This window comes from Vibrio sp. R11-SG3-ISO3-SZ, from assembly GCF_059834345.1.
The window spans coordinates 1-16,258 of the sequence record NZ_JCBDGX010000012.1 but is presented as its reverse complement, the minus strand read 5'-3'; the positions used below and the strand labels follow the sequence as shown (position 1 = coordinate 16,258).

At 50.2% G+C, this 16,258-nt stretch carries 12 protein-coding genes; 5 read left to right on the top strand and 7 right to left on the bottom strand.

Features of this window, described 5'->3' with window-relative positions:
* The coding region (gene trpA / locus AC6R1O_RS01670; protein ID WP_500656394.1) for a tryptophan synthase subunit alpha at positions 1-580 on the top strand (580 nt) is incomplete at its 5' end.
* Between the two features lie 338 nt (positions 581-918).
* The gene (locus AC6R1O_RS01665; protein WP_500633786.1) at positions 919-2,175 is read left to right on the top strand and encodes a dicarboxylate/amino acid:cation symporter; all 1,257 of its coding nucleotides are present in this window, start codon (positions 919-921) and stop codon (positions 2,173-2,175) included.
* 53 nt (positions 2,176-2,228) lie between these two features.
* On the opposite strand, the gene AC6R1O_RS01660 is transcribed toward AC6R1O_RS01665, so the two are convergent.
* From AC6R1O_RS01660 to AC6R1O_RS01640, 5 genes are all read right to left on the bottom strand, one after another.
* Entirely contained in the window at positions 2,229-2,795 is a 567-nt protein-coding gene (locus tag AC6R1O_RS01660) for an isochorismatase family protein (RefSeq protein ID WP_500656395.1), read from the bottom strand.
* A 195-nt stretch (positions 2,796-2,990) separates the two neighbouring features.
* Positions 2,991-5,165, bottom strand: coding sequence for a catalase/peroxidase HPI (katG, locus tag AC6R1O_RS01655; RefSeq protein WP_500656393.1), 2,175 nt, complete (start codon positions 5,163-5,165; stop codon positions 2,991-2,993).
* A 309-nt stretch (positions 5,166-5,474) separates the two neighbouring features.
* The gene (locus tag AC6R1O_RS01650) at positions 5,475-5,957 is read right to left on the bottom strand and encodes an outer membrane beta-barrel protein (RefSeq protein ID WP_487901182.1); all 483 of its coding nucleotides are present in this window, start codon (positions 5,955-5,957) and stop codon (positions 5,475-5,477) included.
* A 147-nt stretch (positions 5,958-6,104) separates the two neighbouring features.
* A complete protein-coding gene (hrpA, locus tag AC6R1O_RS01645) occupies positions 6,105-10,028 on the bottom strand; it encodes an ATP-dependent RNA helicase HrpA (protein ID WP_500656392.1) in 3,924 nt (1,307 codons plus the stop codon).
* 125 nt (positions 10,029-10,153) lie between these two features.
* Positions 10,154-11,497, bottom strand: coding sequence for a MipA/OmpV family protein (locus tag AC6R1O_RS01640; RefSeq protein ID WP_500656391.1), 1,344 nt, complete (start codon positions 11,495-11,497; stop codon positions 10,154-10,156).
* Between the two features lie 116 nt (positions 11,498-11,613).
* Between AC6R1O_RS01640 and AC6R1O_RS01635 the strand changes: the two genes are divergently transcribed.
* The 3 genes from AC6R1O_RS01635 (at position 11,614) to AC6R1O_RS01625 (ending at position 14,476) form a co-directional block, all read left to right on the top strand.
* On the top strand, positions 11,614-11,997 hold the full coding sequence (locus AC6R1O_RS01635) for a VC1380 family protein (protein WP_500630392.1): 384 nt from the start codon (positions 11,614-11,616) through the stop codon (positions 11,995-11,997).
* Complete coding sequence (locus tag AC6R1O_RS01630; RefSeq protein ID WP_500656390.1) at positions 11,990-13,894, top strand: metallophosphoesterase family protein; 1,905 nt, start codon at positions 11,990-11,992, stop codon at positions 13,892-13,894. The genes AC6R1O_RS01635 and AC6R1O_RS01630 overlap by 8 nt, the downstream gene beginning before the upstream one ends.
* Before the next feature lie 123 nt (positions 13,895-14,017).
* Positions 14,018-14,476: a tellurite resistance TerB family protein gene (locus tag AC6R1O_RS01625; RefSeq protein WP_500630390.1), complete on the top strand. Its 459-nt coding sequence runs from the start codon at positions 14,018-14,020 to the stop codon at positions 14,474-14,476.
* Positions 14,477-14,491: 15 nt separating this feature from the next.
* Here the strand turns inward: AC6R1O_RS01625 and AC6R1O_RS01620 are convergent, their stop codons facing one another.
* A complete protein-coding gene (locus AC6R1O_RS01620) occupies positions 14,492-15,901 on the bottom strand; it encodes a sigma-54-dependent transcriptional regulator (RefSeq protein ID WP_500630389.1) in 1,410 nt (469 codons plus the stop codon).
* The coding region (locus AC6R1O_RS01615; RefSeq protein ID WP_500656389.1) for a sensor histidine kinase at positions 15,898-16,258 on the bottom strand (361 nt) is incomplete at its 5' end. The genes AC6R1O_RS01620 and AC6R1O_RS01615, both read right to left, overlap by 4 nt.

The window sequence follows — 16,258 nt, the reverse complement described above, 5'->3', positions numbered from 1 at the left end:
GACACCCGATATCTGTTTTGAGCAAATCGGCAAAATTCGCGCGCAATACCCTGAGCTACCGATCGGTCTGTTGATGTATGCCAACCTCGTCTACGCACGCGGTATTGAGCATTTTTACCAACGCTGTGCCCAAGTAGGCATTGATTCGGTATTGATCGCCGACGTTCCCACCAATGAAAGTGCCGAGTTTGTCGCCGCCGCGGAGAAATTTGGTGTACACCCGATTTTCATCGCCCCGCCGACCGCCAGTGACGAAACGTTGAAGCAGGTGGCTAGCCTAGGTGGTGGTTATACCTATTTGCTCTCACGTGCCGGGGTCACCGGTGCAGAAACCAAAGCAAACATGCCCGTTGATCATATGCTGGATAAACTGCGCCAGTTCGATGCGCCACCGGCGTTACTCGGTTTCGGTATTTCGCAGCCTAGTCAGGTCAAACAAGCGCTCGATGCCGGTGCAGCAGGCGCGATCTCAGGGTCGGCCGTGGTAAAAATCATCGAAACAAACCGCGAAGATTGTGAAAAAATGTTAACGGAACTCGCCACTTTCACTCGCGAGATGAAAGCGGCCACACAGCGCTAATCCCTTTCCGTTTTACTTTCTATGAAGTCGGTTTCTCACTTTTGTGAGAAACCGAACATTTCATTAACAAAACAAACAACCCCTCCAATCAATCATTCCATCCCAAGTTATTCGCCAAGTCATTATATTTACCATTAAACCGAAACAAGCAAACGTTTGCTTTGTTGTGAAAACTTGTCGCTTATCAATAAATTTGTATTTTATTCCTCCGATCACTCCCTCCGACTATTGCCAATTGTAAAAATTACGTGTAAAAAACCTCACGATATTATTATCCAAAGATAAGTTTTCACTTAGAGGGTAATTCTAGGATTTTATAATTTATTAGCACAGAGGTTATGGAAGTGTTAAAAGAAAAGAGTTTGCTAAGCAACATCGGCGTGCAAGTCGTGATTGCAATGATCGTTGGTACTGCCGTTGGTGCCATGATGGGTGATGGTGCGACAGTATTTGCGCCTCTTGGTGCCATCTTTATCAACCTAATCAAGATGCTCGTGATCCCATTGGTCGCTGTGGCATTGATCTCAGGGGCTGCGGGTCTGGGCAACAGCTCAAATGCGGGTAAAGTGGGCATCACTACACTGGCCTACTTCGGCCTGACCTCTGCCGCTGCCGTTGCCCTCGCTTTGGTAATGGGTGAAGTCTTCAAACCGGGTCTAGGTATTGATGTCTCTGGTGTTGAAGGCATGTTCTCAGCTGAGTACGCTTCAAAGGGTGAACTTCCAACTTTCTGGGCAACCGTCACTGGTATGATCCCAACCAACGTTTTCCAATCACTCAATGATGCGAACATCCTTCAGATCCTTGTGTTCTGTCTGTTCTTTGGTATTGCGATTTCAAAGCAAGCGAAAGAGCGCCGCGAACCTATCATCAACGGCGTAAACTGCATTGTTGATGCGATGGTTTGGATGATCAACAAAGTGATGATCATTGCTCCTATTGGTGTATTTGGTCTGATGGCTGAAGCGGTCGGTACGTTTGGATTTGGCGCGCTCATGGTGGTATTCAAACTATTCGTTGTCTACGTTGCCGCGATTCTTATCTTCGGTTTCATTGCCTACCCGCTGATGGTTCACATCTTCACGAAGACATCTGCGAAGAAGTTCCTAGTTGCAATGAAGAAGCCACAAGCGGTAGCACTGTCGACGGCCTCTTCAATGGCGACACTACCCGTCACCATGGACACCGTGGAGCACGAGCTGGGTGTGAAAAACTCAACGGCATCATTCGTACTGCCGCTAGGTGCGACCATCAACATGTCTGGTAACGCCATTTACTACGGCTTGGTGGCCATCTTCTTCGCACAACTGTTCAATATTGACCTATCGATGGGTGCATACATTGCGATCATCGTCACGTCGACCTTAGGTGCAGTTGGCCAAGCGGGCGTACCGGGTCCATCATTCCTTGTGGTTGCTGTCCTGCTTGCGGCGGGTATTCCAATCGAAGGTCTACCACTGCTGTTCGCTTTAGACCGTATTTTTGACATGATTCGTACTGCGCTTAACATCACAGGTGATGCAGCGTGTGCGGTTATCGTTGATGCATTGGTTGAAGAAGAGAAACAGCAAGAGCTGCAAAAGCAAGAAGCTTAATCGCAAGCCACTCGCTATTCATTGTCCAACGGCCTCATTACGAGGCCGTTTTGTTATCTGGGAGATTGCCGGTTGGAGAGTGATTTCACCAGGTTTAATAGCGCTTTAAAGTCAGGGTCTCGGCAATCTTTCACCAGTTCATAGAGCGCCATTTCCACGCTAGTCAGCGCTATACCGCTTCGCGCTATCTTCTCTAACGCCAACTGCTTGTTGCTCATCGTTCGCGATGATGTTGCGTCCACCACAAGATGAGGCTCCCATCCCAAACGCTTAAGCCCAAGCACTGTTTGATAGACGCAAATGTGCGTCTCTATGCCACACACTAACCACTGGGTTCGAGCGCTTTGATTGAGAGCCTCCACCACCGCTGGCTCAGCATTGGCGTCAAATGTCCATTTTGCCAATGGTTGATGCGGGGTTAAGGCGGCTTGAAGCTCAGGCGTCGTATTGCCCAATTTATCTGGGTGTTGCTCGACCCAGACAATAGGCAGCGCTAGAGTTTTCGCCGCTTCCACTAAGGCGAGACAATGCGCTATCAGCGCATCACTCTCTTGTACAAGACGCGCCAACTCACCTTGCACATCGATGATCAGCAATCCCGTGGTCGCCTTGTTCAACATCAGAGGTGGTTGGTTAGTCATGCCTGTTCCTTATTGGTTCGAGTCACTCACATGGCAACACTGTGACCCATTTTGCTCATGATTGGAAACCTCTTTGATCACACTATTCACTACCCCTCAACCTCTCACAAAAAATCCGCCACAAAAAAACCGCTCCGAAGAGCGGTTTGTGAAACCTAGACTAGGTAACAAGAGTTACGCTAAATCAAAACGATCCGCGTTCATAACTTTGGTCCACGCCGCGACGAAATCCTTAACCAATTTCTCTTGGTTATCGTCTTGTGCGTACACCTCAGCGTAAGCGCGCAGGATAGAGTTAGAACCAAAGACTAAGTCAACGCGTGTGGCTGTCCACTTAGTTTCGCCTGTCTTACGGTCATTGATGTGGTACAGGTTGCGACCTTTCGGTTCCCAACTGTACGCCATATCCGTTAGATTAACGAAGAAGTCGTTGGTCAGTGCTCCGACACGGTCAGTAAACACACCATGCTCAGTACCAGCGTGATTAGTGCCAATAACGCGCAGACCGCCAAGCAGTACTGTCATTTCTGGCGCCGTTAGGCCCATCAACTGAGCTCGGTCGAGCAGCATTTCTTCTGGGTTCACCACGTAGTGTTTCTTCTGCCAGTTACGGAAACCATCCGCTAAAGGCTCCAGCACGTCGAAAGACTCCACATCCGTCATCACATCGGTCGCATCACCTCGACCCGGTGCAAACGGAACAGGCACATTGAACCCAGCCGCTTTAATCGCTTTTTCTACACCGACATTACCGGCGAGTACGATGGTATCCGCAACACTAGCGCCAAACTGCGCAGCAAGCGCTTCTAGCACAGCCAGTACCTTGGCTAAACGCTCAGGCTCGTTGCCTTCCCAGTTATTTTGTGGAGCAAGACGGATACGCGCACCGTTTGCACCGCCACGGTTATCCGAACCACGGAAGGTACGAGCGCTATCCCAAGCCGTTGTTACCAATTCACTGACGCTCAGGTTGCTTGCTTCGATCGCCGCTTTCAAACCCGCAACATCGTAGTCGGATTTCCCTGCTGGGATTGGGTCTTGCCAAATCAAATCTTCCGCTGGAACATCAGGGCCGAAGTAGCGCGCTTTCGGACCAAGATCGCGGTGGGTTAACTTGAACCATGCTCTGGCGAATACTTCATCGAAATAGGCAGGATCTTTGTGGAAACGCTCAGAAATCTTACGGTACTCAGGATCCACTTTCAGCGCCATGTCAGCGTCTGTCATCATTGGATTGTAACGTTTTGATGAGTCTTCCACATCAACCGGCTTATCTTCTTCTGCGATATCCACCGGCTCCCATTGCCACGCACCAGCTGGGCTCTTGGTGAGCTGCCACTCATACTTAAACAGCAAATCAAAGTAGCCGTCGTCCCATTGGGTTGGGTTAGTTGTCCAGGCACCTTCGATACCACTGGTCACTGTGTTGCGACCAATGCCACGCGACTTGTGGTTCATCCAGCCCATACCTTGCTCTTCAAGACCTGCTGCTTCTGGATCTGGACCAAGCTCGCCCGCGTCACCGTTACCGTGCGCCTTACCGACGGTGTGTCCACCTGCCGTCAGTGCCACTGTCTCTTCATCGTTCATCGCCATACGCGCAAACGTCACGCGCATATCTTGAGCGGTTTTGAGTGGATCTGGGTTACCGTCGACCCCTTCTGGGTTAACGTAAATAAGGCCCATCATTACCGCAGCCAATGGGTTTTCAAGATCACGCTCACCGGAGTAACGGCTATTCTCTGAGCCAGATGGCGCTAGCCACTCTTGCTCGCTACCCCAATAGATGTCTTTTTCTGGGTGCCAAATGTCTTCACGACCAAAGGCAAAACCAAAGGTCTTAAAGCCCATTGATTCATACGCCATATTACCGGCAAGAATCATTAAATCCGCCCAGCTGATTTTGTTGCCGTATTTGCGTTTGATTGGCCAAAGTAACCGACGTGCTTTGTCTAGGTTGGCGTTATCTGGCCAAGAGTTGAGTGGTGCAAAGCGCTGGTTACCGGTCGAACCGCCCCCGCGACCGTCCTCGGTACGGTAGCTACCTGCTGAGTGCCACGCCATACGAATCATCAAGCCACCATAGTGTCCCCAGTCTGCAGGCCACCACTCTTGGCTGTTGGTCATCAACGCTTTTAAATCTTGTTTAAGCGCTTCTACGTCGAGTTTTTTGAGCTCTTCTCGATAGTTGAAATCCGCGCCGAGAGGATTCGTTTTGCTGTCATGTTGATGCAAGATGTCTAGGTTCAACGCCTTTGGCCACCACGCGACATTGGATGAACTGGCATCGGTATGGCTACCGTGCATTACCGGGCATTGACCAGCCCCTTGAGTGCTTTGATCTTTCATTGCTTATCCCTTTCTTGCTCTTGTGTATTTGTTCCTAAACCACATCTATGTTGGCAGGGGCACTGAAAACCCTATTTGATCTAAATCAAAAACACAGCCTGACGTTGTGTAGGAATTGCTTGAATTGACACAGGAAGCATAGAAAAGATTTGTCTATTTCACGAGGTTATTTCGCCTATATATTCAATCGTCAAAACCTATGGCTTTAGGTTTAGCCGGCTTACGCGAGGATTACGTTAAGGCTGGATGGGAAGGTATAAAACCCAAAAGCGGCCAATTTGGCCGCTTAAGAAATTTGGTAAACAAAGATTACAGGAAGTTCAATGACGCCGTTAGCGAGAACACACCCATGTCTTCTTTATCCATTTTGTAGTTCTCATATTTGGCACCGACAGTGAGCGGGCCAAAGATTTGGTAATCCGCACCCACACCAAGCATGATGTCGTAGCCATCATCTTCTAGTGCTGCGTTGCTTGAAGATTGCTCCCAAGAGTGCACGCCAGCTTTACCATACACTTGAAGTGGACCAAGATTGATGCTTGGTTTTGCCGCAAAGTAAACGTTGTCTAGTTTGACCTTTGAAGTACCCGTCTCAAACTCACCAAGATTGTTATAGCCCGCCTCAAGGCCAATAAAAGGCAAAATACCCGTACCGACATGAACATTGTACGCCGTTGAACTATCTCCTAAGAAATCCGAGTTACCGACTGAAGCGCCGCCGTAAATCCATGAGTCTGCTGACGCGGTCGCTGATGCCCCAATCAAAGCGAGCGCTAGTAGTGTTTTTTTCATAATTAACCTTCTCTCGTTTAAAAAGGTAATGGAGAGTAGCAAGCGGCAATCCATTACCTGTCAATCGTCAAAATACCGTACCGTGATTAAATCTAAGCAATTATTATGCCTACCTATTCACTGTTTAATCGTACTCGGTAAGTAACCTTAGATATCATCTATCGCATTCTTCACCCGTTTGTCTGACACCGGGTACGGCGTACCCAGTTGCTGGGCAAAGTAACTGACACGCAGCTCCTCTATCATCCAGCGAATCTCTTTAACGGACTCAGGAATGGCCATCCCTTTAGGGATCTTATTGAGCAGCTCCTTGTAATCATTGGTCACCGACTCAATTTTCAGCATATGCAGCCTATCTTTATTCGGGTCGATGGGCAGTTTTTCCATCCGACGTTCAATCGCTTTCATGTAACGCAAGATGTCTGGTAATCGCTTCCAGCCGCATTCCGTCGCAAACCCTTTGAAGATCAACCCTTCGATTTGCGCTTTGATGTCTGATAAAGCGAACGCCATCGTAAAGTCGATTTTGCCTTTGAGCTTTTTGTTGATGTTAAACGCGGTCGTTAATATTGTTTCGACTTGCTTTGCGATATCCACGACCGTGTCGCCAAGCTCGCCGCGTACATGCTCTTTCAGCTGCTCAAACTTCTCAGGCTGCCACACCAAACCGCCCTGCTCTTCAATGAGCTTATCGACGCCACACGCGATGCAGTCGTCAATCAAATCCATCACTTTGCCATACGGGTTAAAGTAGAGACCGAGTTTCGATTTGTTAGGCAGATTAGCGTGCAGATACTTAATCGGCGATGGCACATTGAGCAAAATCAAACGGCGCTGACCCGCTTGCATTGCTTGAATCTGCTCTTGCTCCGTTTCAAACAGCTTGATTTCTACGCTGTCTTTGCTATCGATGATGGCAGGGTAAGCTTTGACATCATACCCACCCCGCTTCTGCTGGTAGACTTTTGGCAGTTCACCAAAACTCCACGTGTGCAGACCTTGCTGTTCGATATCATCATCGGCCACTTTCGATAACGTCTCTTGCACCTGCTCTTTCAGGCTCTCTTTGAGCGCATGCAAATCGCTGTTCTCTTTCAGCTTACGGTTGCGATGATCAACCGCGCGGAACGTCACTTTCAAATGATCAGGGAGCTGAGCAAGATTCCAATCTTCACGTAACACTTCCACACCCGTCATGCGGCGCAGCTCTTTTTCCAATGCATCGAGCAGTGGCAGCGCCATCGGCGTCACACGGGCAAGAAAGGCATCCGCGTAGTTGGGCGCGGGGACAAAGTTTTTCCGCACCGTTTTGGGCAAGGATTTAATCAGGCTGACAACCAACTCATGGCGCAGGCCAGGAATTTGCCAGTCAAACCCCACGGGTTCCACTTGGTTCAAAATCGGCAGTGGAATGTGCACAGTGACACCGTCACTATTCTCACCGGGCTCGAACTGATAGCTCAATTTGAGTTTGAGACCATTTTGATACCAGAAATTCGGATAATCGAGCTCAGTCACATGGCTCGCATCACCTTTGAACAGCATCTCTTTCTCGAAATTGAGCAGCTCAGGATTCTCTTTTGCCGCCGCTTTCCACCAAGTATCGAAATAGCGCCCAGAAACGACGTCCGTCCCCACACGCTGATCGTAAAAATCAAACAGCTCATCATCATCGACCAAAATATCTCGTCGACGTGACTTGTGCTCGAGCTCTTCCACTTCTTGGAGTAGCTTACGGTTTTGCTTGAAGAAAGCGTGTTTGGTTTCCCACTCTCCCTCAACCAATGCGCTGCGAATGAAGATTTCGCGGCTGACCGCAGCATCAATCGTTCCGTAGTTGACTAAGCGCTTGGGTACAATAGGGATGCCATACAGCATCACTTTTTCATACGCCATGACCGCTGCGCGTTTCTTCGACCAATGAGGCTCACTGTGGCTTCGTTTGATTAGGTGCTTCGCTAGAGGTTCCACCCACTCAGGCTGAATCTTGGCAATAATGCGGCCCCAAAGTTTGGATGTTTCCACCAGCTCGGCAGAGACAATCCACTTAGGTTGCTTTTTGAATAGGCCAGAGGCAGGAAAGATATGAAAACGCGCATTGCGCGCCCCTTGGTACTCATTCTTCTCCTGATCTTTCATACCGATATGAGACAATAGCCCCACTAGCAGTGCACTGTGCACCCCTTGGTAACTCGCAGGCTCATCATTGAGTTTGGCATCCATCTCTCGCATTGACTGATGCAGTTGGAAATAGACATCTTGCCACTCACGAATTCGCAAGTAGTTGAGATAGTCCTCTTTACACTGCTTTCGGAACTGGTTGCCCGTCAATTTTTTCTGCTGCTTTTGGATGTAATCCCACAGGTTAACGAAGGTCAGAAAGTCCGATTCTTCATGGAAAAAGCGGCGATGTTTATCATCAGACGATTGCTGTTTGTCGCTTGGGCGCTCCCTCGGATCTTGAATGGAGAGCGCAGAGGCAATCACCATCACCTCTTTGAGTGCGCCATACTTCGGCGCTTCCAACACCATACGCGCCAAACGTGGGTCAATCGGCAAACGGGCCAATTGACGCCCAGTTGGAGTAAGACGTTTTTTCGGATCTTTGCCTTTTTCGTTGATCGCCCCAAGTTCTTCGAGCAAACGCACACCGTCTTGGATGTTTCGCTTATCAGGCGCTTCAACAAATGGGAAAGCTTCGATATCACCAAGACCCAGAGCCGTCATCTGCAAAATGACTGACGCTAAGTTGGTGCGCAAGATCTCAGGATCGGTAAACTCTGGGCGAGAGTTAAAATCCTCTTCTGAGTAGAGGCGAATACAGATCCCCTCTTCCACACGTCCACAGCGACCTTTACGCTGATTGGCGCTGGCTTGTGAAATGGGCTCAATCGGTAAGCGCTGAACTTTGGTGCGGTAACTATAACGACTGATGCGCGCCGTACCAGGATCAATCACGTATTTGATTCCCGGTACCGTTAGCGAGGTTTCCGCGACGTTGGTCGCGAGCACAATTCGACGCCCTGCGTGAGGTTGGAAAATTTTGTTCTGCTCACCTGCAGACAATCGCGCGTACAAAGGCACAATTTCGGTACTTTTCAGGTTGCGTTTAGCGAGTGCGTCCGCGGTGTCGCGAATTTCACGCTCACCGTTCATGAAGATCAAAATGTCGCCGAGCCCTTCATCGCACAGCTCATCCACCGCATCAAAAATACCTTCAAGCTGATCACGATCGCTTTCGTCTTCACCGCTCAGTGGGCGATAGCGCGTCTCCACTGGGTAGGTTCTACCAGAAACTTCAATGATCGGAGCCTGGTTGAAGTGCTTTGAAAAACGCTCTGGATCGATGGTCGCCGAGGTAATGATGATTTTCAGATCAGGGCGCTTTGGCAACAGCTCTTTCAGATAGCCGAGGATGAAATCAATGTTCAGACTGCGCTCGTGCGCTTCATCGATAATGATGGTGTCGTATTGATTGAGAAAACGATCGTGTTGAATTTCAGCCAGCAAAATACCGTCTGTCATCAACTTGATCTGGGTGTTGTCAGAAATCTGATCGTTAAAACGCACTTTGTAGCCGACAAACTCGCCGAGCGGCGTTTCCATCTCTTCAGCAATACGGTTCGCTACTGAGCGCGCTGCAAGACGACGGGGCTGGGTATGGCCAATCAAGCCATACTGACCACGGCCAAGCTCGGCACAAATTTTAGGCAACTGAGTCGTTTTACCTGAGCCGGTTTCACCGGCCACAATCACGACCTGATGCTCAGCAATCGCCTTCGCGATGTCGTCTTTCTTTTGACTGACCGGCAGCTGCGCTGGGTAGTCGATAGTCGGCGTGTGTTGCCCTCGCAGCTCGGCCTGCATGATAGACTTGGCCATATCGAGTGCGATGTCATCAAACGCGGCATGACGCGCCGCGTCCTTTTTGATTTTACTTGCCCCGCTGATGCGTTTACTGAAACGAAAGCGATCGCGAAGCATACACTGCTCCAGCGCCTTACGTAATTGAGCGGGTGAATTCACTTGCGCGGCTGGCGCGCTCTTTTTATCTGGCTGTGACGAGGTCAAAGCATGTCCTATTTTGTTACTGTCGATAAAACTGCGCGGATTGTATCACAACTGTGTGGCGACGCGCCCGTCGCAAACATACTGGGCGCGTGACAGGGAAAAGGAGGCGCTAATACGCCGACTCATTAGAACTCGTATTGCAGATATACGGTATTGTAATTGCTGCCACCTTTAATACGACCATACTGAGAGGCTTTTTCGAAAATGGCGCTGCGATGATGCAGAGAGTAGCCAAACCAGAGACGTTTCAGGTCGGTATTGCCGAGCAATGACCCCACATTGACATCAAATGAGAAATCAAGATAGTTGAGAAGCTTGCTGGGTTCTCTATCTTTACGTTCCATTTCTGTCCCCTCAATATGGGTGATGCTGTCAATGTACGACATCCCCTCCGCGACGCCAAAGCGCCATTGCGTTGGCCAGTTGAACGTGTAGTAGGCTTTGATCGCCGCGACGTATTCGGTTGACGCCGATTGTACGTCCGATGACCAGTGGTGAACGATCCCTGGCGTCAAATAAATATCCAGCGGCAAGCCAAACAACTCATCCGTTAAGGGATGGCCATAGAACAGCGACGTCAACTGGTTGTTATCAGGATCTTTTTCCGCATCAAAACGGAAGATTTCACCGATATTCGATGGTGTCGCCCAACCGTGTGCGACGCGAAGATAACGATGGTTATTCAGCTCAGACTTTGGCGCGCGTGCTTGATCATTAAAAAAGCCAAAGCCGAGAAACAGCTCGCCTTGATAGCGGTCTTGGACCATGTTGGCCTGATAGGCATTGTCATCAAGGCGCGTCACACTGGTCTCACCCAAAAGATAGAGATTCGAGATCACATGATAACGGGCACTCATTCCCACATTCACATCAACGCCTGCCCCGACTGTCTCGCCGCTAAACTCGGACATCGCGAAGTAGTAGCTGTTGAAGTCCGCGTCTTTGTAGCGCACTTTGGCATACGGTGACCATTGCCACTCACCCGACTGATATTCCCCTTTAAACGTCAGGTTGGCGTGAAAGCGAAAATCCGAATCCGCCATTAACTCGGTATTCATTCGCCATTCATCATTGATCTTATATTGTGCTTGTAATCCGGCGTCTAGCGTGTCGGTGATAAGCTGGTTTTGCTTTGAGGCAGGGACGTCGACAAATCGCAAGCGCATCAACGCATTAAGTTGCCATTGTTCGCTGTCGTCACGCCAAAGATGCGCCCCGCCTTCAGTGCCATCGATGTAAAAGGTGTCGCCGCTAAAAAACAGCATAGGAATGAAGGTGTTGACCGATTGATCGCCAGTCGTCGTATCAAATGGGATGGACGCAGTACGCACCATGGCTGCAATGCCCCACTGCTGCTCACTTTGCGTAACCGGTTGAGAGACGTCTGCGTGAGCAGTACTGACGCCGGCTAAAGTGAGCGCTGCGGTGCAGGAAAACGAGCGCCAATGAAGAGATGAGATTGTTGCCATTTTGTATCCAATATTGATTGAACCACACAATTTGTCGCCAATCAGTGTGCTTAGTACTTATGTTTGAGCGCGGTTAGCCGCTAGAATAGCTATATGATCTCTTAAATCGAACCATTGTGAAAGCATCTGAACTAAAGAAACTTCTAAGCGCGTTACCTCAAGGTGACGACCCAGACATCGTCACCGGCGATGAGTGGTTACCCGAGCAACTCCTCGACACTCACGTTGACGGTGATCTGCTGTTTATGCATTTTGATACTGCACCTGATGAATCCTCCGGAGAGGAAGAAGGGCGAGGCTTTGTCGAGCACGAAATTGATCTCATTCGACAACGCTTAGGCTCGCTACTCAATGAGCCTAGTGATAGCGAAAGCAAAATCGATGCACTGCTGGCTTTGGTCTTGATGGCGCATGAGCAATCCAGTTCAGAAGTGATAGAGCGACTCGAAGGCCCCGACCTGGCACTTGAGCCATCAAACCCCAAAGAGAGTGATGAGTAAAGAAACGACACTACCTTACCTCATTGCAGGCCCTATCCTGCGCAAAGCGACGCCTGAACATCTAGTGTTTTGGTTGGTCACCTCTGCCCCTTTGCACGGCTCTTTTGAGCTCTACCAGCAAGGGCAACCGCTATTGAAGGATTCACTCAGTCAGTGTTCATCGATTCAGATAGGCGAACACGCGTACGTGACCTTGGCACATTTTCGCGGCCATTTCCCAGCCAACGAAACACTGAGTTACGACTTTGTCACCCCTCACGGTGGCCTGGCTGAACTGGCGCCTTATTTGCTCTATCCCGGTGAGACCCGCTTACACTTTCACCTGTCGACCCAAGCAAACTACGTTGTGCATGGGTCGTGCCGCAACCCACATCACCCCAGCGGTGATGCACTGGTGGCAATGGAAGCGAAAGTCTCTGCCCAATCACCTGAAGAGCGGCCAGATTTGCTGATGATGGCCGGTGACCAAATCTACGCCGATCATGTTGCAGGGCCGACATTGGATGCCATTGATCAAGTTATCGATCTGCTCGGTCTGAGAGGAGAGACGTTTGAAGGGGCCTGTGTTGACAATGACAAAGCGCTGCGCCGACACACTCATCACCTCTATGGCCGAGAGCACATTTTGCCCGCCTACCACCCAGACGAGCGCTGGTGGCACGCCTTTTTTAAGCCCTCTGAGCAGCCTGTTTTCAGCGCCACGGGGGCAGAGAACCACCTGATTGCCTGCGCGGAATTTATCGCGATGTATCTATTGGTGTGGTCGCCCGTCTTATGGCGACATGTGGATCGAGAACGCCTCAACAAGCCTAACACTGAGACGGAACTACCGACCATTCCCGAGCAATGGCAAACCACATTTGAGCACGAAGCCAACGTCATGGAGGCGTTTGTGGTGGGCTTGCCCAAGGTAGCACGGTTGTTGGCTCATATTCCCACTTACATGATTTTCGACGACCACGATGTCACCGATGATTGGAATTTAACCGTCGGCTGGGAATATCAGGTCTATCAGCACCCCTTTTCCAAACGGATTATTGGCAACGCGCTGATCGGCTACTGGTTGTGTCAGGGGTGGGGCAATGAACCCGACCATTTTGACGCCGAGTTTATCAGTCTAGCGCAGCGCTATTTTGAAGACCCCGTCCCCCAGCATCACGATGCTTTTATCGCGCATTTGCTCAGCTTTGAGCAGTGGCATTACACCATTGACACCTCGCCTAAGGTGGTGGTGCTCGATACCCGTACCCGCCGCTGGCGCTCGGAATCTAGGATGAACAAACCGTCAGGTTTGATGGATTGGGAAGCGTTGATGGAACTGCAACAAGCCTTGCTCCATCAAGAAAAAGTGATCATCGTTTCTCCTGCACCTATGTTTGGCGTTAAATTTATCGAAACGCTACAACGCATTGTTACCCTATTAGGTAAACCTTTGATGGTGGATGCGGAAAACTGGATGGCGCACCCGGGCAGTGCCAACACCTTACTGAGTATTTTCACTCATACCCAGACGCCGACCAACTTTGTTATTCTCTCTGGCGATGTGCACTACTCTTTCGCTTATGATATAGAGTTGCGCTTTCGTAAAAATAGCCCACACCTTTATCAGTTCACCTGCAGTGGCTTTAAGAGCCAGTTCCCAGAGCCCTTGTTGGCGATCTGCGATCACGCGGACAGACTGCTCTATTCACCGCGCTCGCCACTCAACTGGTTTACCAAACGTAAGCGTTTGAAGGTTCGTAAACGTGATCCTGATAGCCAGGGACTGCGCAGACTGATTAATGCCAGCGCGATTGGCGAGCTCCACCTCGATGAAAAAGGTGCCCCCAAATCGATCGAAATTTTGACGTCTGAAGGCAAGCGCATCGCTTTTCCACCCATAAAGCCATCCCGTTAATGACCCGACTTCATCCACTAAGTGCTCTTAGGTGGCGTTAAGTAAGGATTGTGTAAAGAGGCTTGTGATCGCCGTCAATCATCACTATGTATATATCATATCGAATGTATTGAGGTCACAACGATGATGAATGCGCTATCTAAACTCTTTAAGCAATTGGTGGAAGGCAAAGACTTAGGAGAGCAATCAAGCCAAGATCCGCATCTGGCGATCGCCTGTTTGCTGTCCGAAGTAGCCGGTGCCGATCACCAAGTGAGCGAGGAAGAGGCCCAAGCCAAACAGCAATTGCTGTCGCGTCTAGTCGGGATTGATCACCAACAAGCAACCCACCTCCTATCCCGAGCAAAAGAGACGACGCAGCACTCTGCCTCGCTGTATGATTTTACTTCCCAACTTCGTTCACTCACCCAAGAGACGCGTTTTGAGTTGATTCAAGCCATGTGGCAAGTCGCACACGCCGACGGCAACATCGACCCACTTGAAGACGCCGTGATCAGAAAAACCGCTGAACTCTTGTATGTGGATCACAGCGAGTTTATCCGCGCCAAATTATCGGTCATCGAGGACAATGACGGCAAATAACCTAGCGGCTCGTTTTTAATCCACAAAGTCACGGCGCTGGATATCGTATTGCGTCATTTTGTTGTTAAGTGTGCGTCGTGGCAGTTCCAATTCGTCCATCACTGCTTGCACGTTACCTTTATGGCGTTTAAACGCTTGAACAATCACATGCCGTTCAAAGCTGTGCACGCGATCCGCGAGGTTGTTTGAGCTCAGGCTCGGCGTTAGCGGCTCCGTCCCCAGTACGCTGGCCAAATTTACGCCCTGGCCGATACCCAATACATACCGCTCGGCACTGTTTTTCAACTGTCGCACATTGCCGGGCCACTCTTGTTCACACAGTAGCAAACTCTCCTGGTCGCTGAGTGGCTGATAATCACGTTGGTATTGCATCGCGGCTTTGCGTGCAAAAAATTCGAACAAGAGCGGAATGTCTTCACGGCGATCGGCCAAATCTGGCAAATGCAGTTCCATGACATTGAATCGGTAATAGAGGTCCTCACGAAACTCGCCCCGCTCAGACGCCTGTTTGAGATCGACTTTACTCGCCGCGATCACCCACAAATCCAATGCGATCTCTTGGTTAGAACCGACTCTTTCCACTTTCCTCTCTTGCAACACACGCAGCAGCTTAATTTGAAAACTGATCGGCATACTCTCTATTTCATCAAGAAACAGCGTCCCTTTGTTCGAGTGCTCAATTTTCCCGATGCGCTTAGACTGAGCGCCGGTAAACGCGCCCTTCTCATGACCAAACAGCTCACTTTCAAACAAATTGTCCGGTATGGCGCCGCAGTTGACCGCCACAAAGGGATGATCACGCCGTGCGCTCACCTCATGTAAACATCGCGCCACCAGCTCTTTACCGGTCCCGGTCGAGCCATTGATCACTGTATCCACGGGAGTTTGGCCGAGCATTAAGATCTGCTGACGAAGGGCATTCATTACTGGCGACTCGCCAATCATTCTGCTTTCAAGCGTAGGGCGCTGACTGAGTAAGCGCTGCAAGTTCCGGTTTTCCAACACAAGCCGCCGCTTCTCGCCAGCGCGCTGAATTCTGTCAATCAACAAATCTGGCTCTACCGGTTTTTCAATGAAGTCATACACACCACCGCGCATCGCGTCGACCGCCATTTTGACATCCCCATGCGCCGTCACCAGCAGCACCGGAATATCACTGTCGATGGTTTGTACTGCCTTGGCAAACGCTAGGCCATCCATTTTTGGCATTCGGATGTCAGACACCACCACACAATGGCTTTGAGCATCAATGGTGGCCAAGGCGCTCTGCGCATCGGCGAAATCTCGCACGCTCAATCCGGCCAGCTGCAACCACTGTTTGGTCGCTCGGCGGATTGCACTTTCATCATCAACCAAGATGACTTCGGGCGGCAAAGAGTGACCAAACGTCGCCAACTCGTCTGACGGGGGAAAAGGGTGTGTCATGAGGAACTCCTTAATTCTGCTTCAGGCGATTCGGCGCACTGGAGTTTCAACTGAAACTCGCAGCCCCTATCGGCGGCAATCACCTCCAACCGCCCACCAAACTCTTCCACAATCGTGCGAGAGACGGAGAGCCCTAAGCCCACCCCCTTCCCTGCCGGTTTGGTGGTAAAAAATGGCTCAAACAGACTCGCCAAGTGTTCCGCCGCGATGCCGGCGCCATTGTCGGTCACCGAGAGCAACACCTCGCTGCCCCGCTGCCAAGTGCGAATCTGAATCTTACCGTGCTCTCGATGCCCGTTTGCATCGTCTTCTTTTGCGGTATTGGCGTCTTCAGCAATCGCATCGGCGGCATTGCGT

Bases quoted from the DNA above. Each gene is read 5' to 3' on its own strand.
- katG (WP_500656393.1), bottom strand. From the start codon at position 5,165: ATGAAAGATCAAAGCACTCAAGGGGCTGGTCAATGCCCGGTAATGCAC.
- AC6R1O_RS01650 (WP_487901182.1), bottom strand. From the start codon at position 5,957: ATGAAAAAAACACTACTAGCGCTCGCTTTGATTGGGGCATCAGCGACC.
- AC6R1O_RS01640 (WP_500656391.1), bottom strand. From the start codon at position 11,497: ATGGCAACAATCTCATCTCTTCATTGGCGCTCGTTTTCCTGCACCGCA.
- AC6R1O_RS01625 (WP_500630390.1), top strand. From the start codon at position 14,018: ATGATGAATGCGCTATCTAAACTCTTTAAGCAATTGGTGGAAGGCAAA.
- AC6R1O_RS01620 (WP_500630389.1), bottom strand. From the start codon at position 15,901: ATGACACACCCTTTTCCCCCGTCAGACGAGTTGGCGACGTTTGGTCAC.
- AC6R1O_RS01660 (WP_500656395.1), bottom strand. From the start codon at position 2,795: ATGTTGAACAAGGCGACCACGGGATTGCTGATCATCGATGTGCAAGGT.
- AC6R1O_RS01665 (WP_500633786.1), top strand. From the start codon at position 919: ATGGAAGTGTTAAAAGAAAAGAGTTTGCTAAGCAACATCGGCGTGCAA.
- AC6R1O_RS01630 (WP_500656390.1), top strand. From the start codon at position 11,990: ATGAGTAAAGAAACGACACTACCTTACCTCATTGCAGGCCCTATCCTG.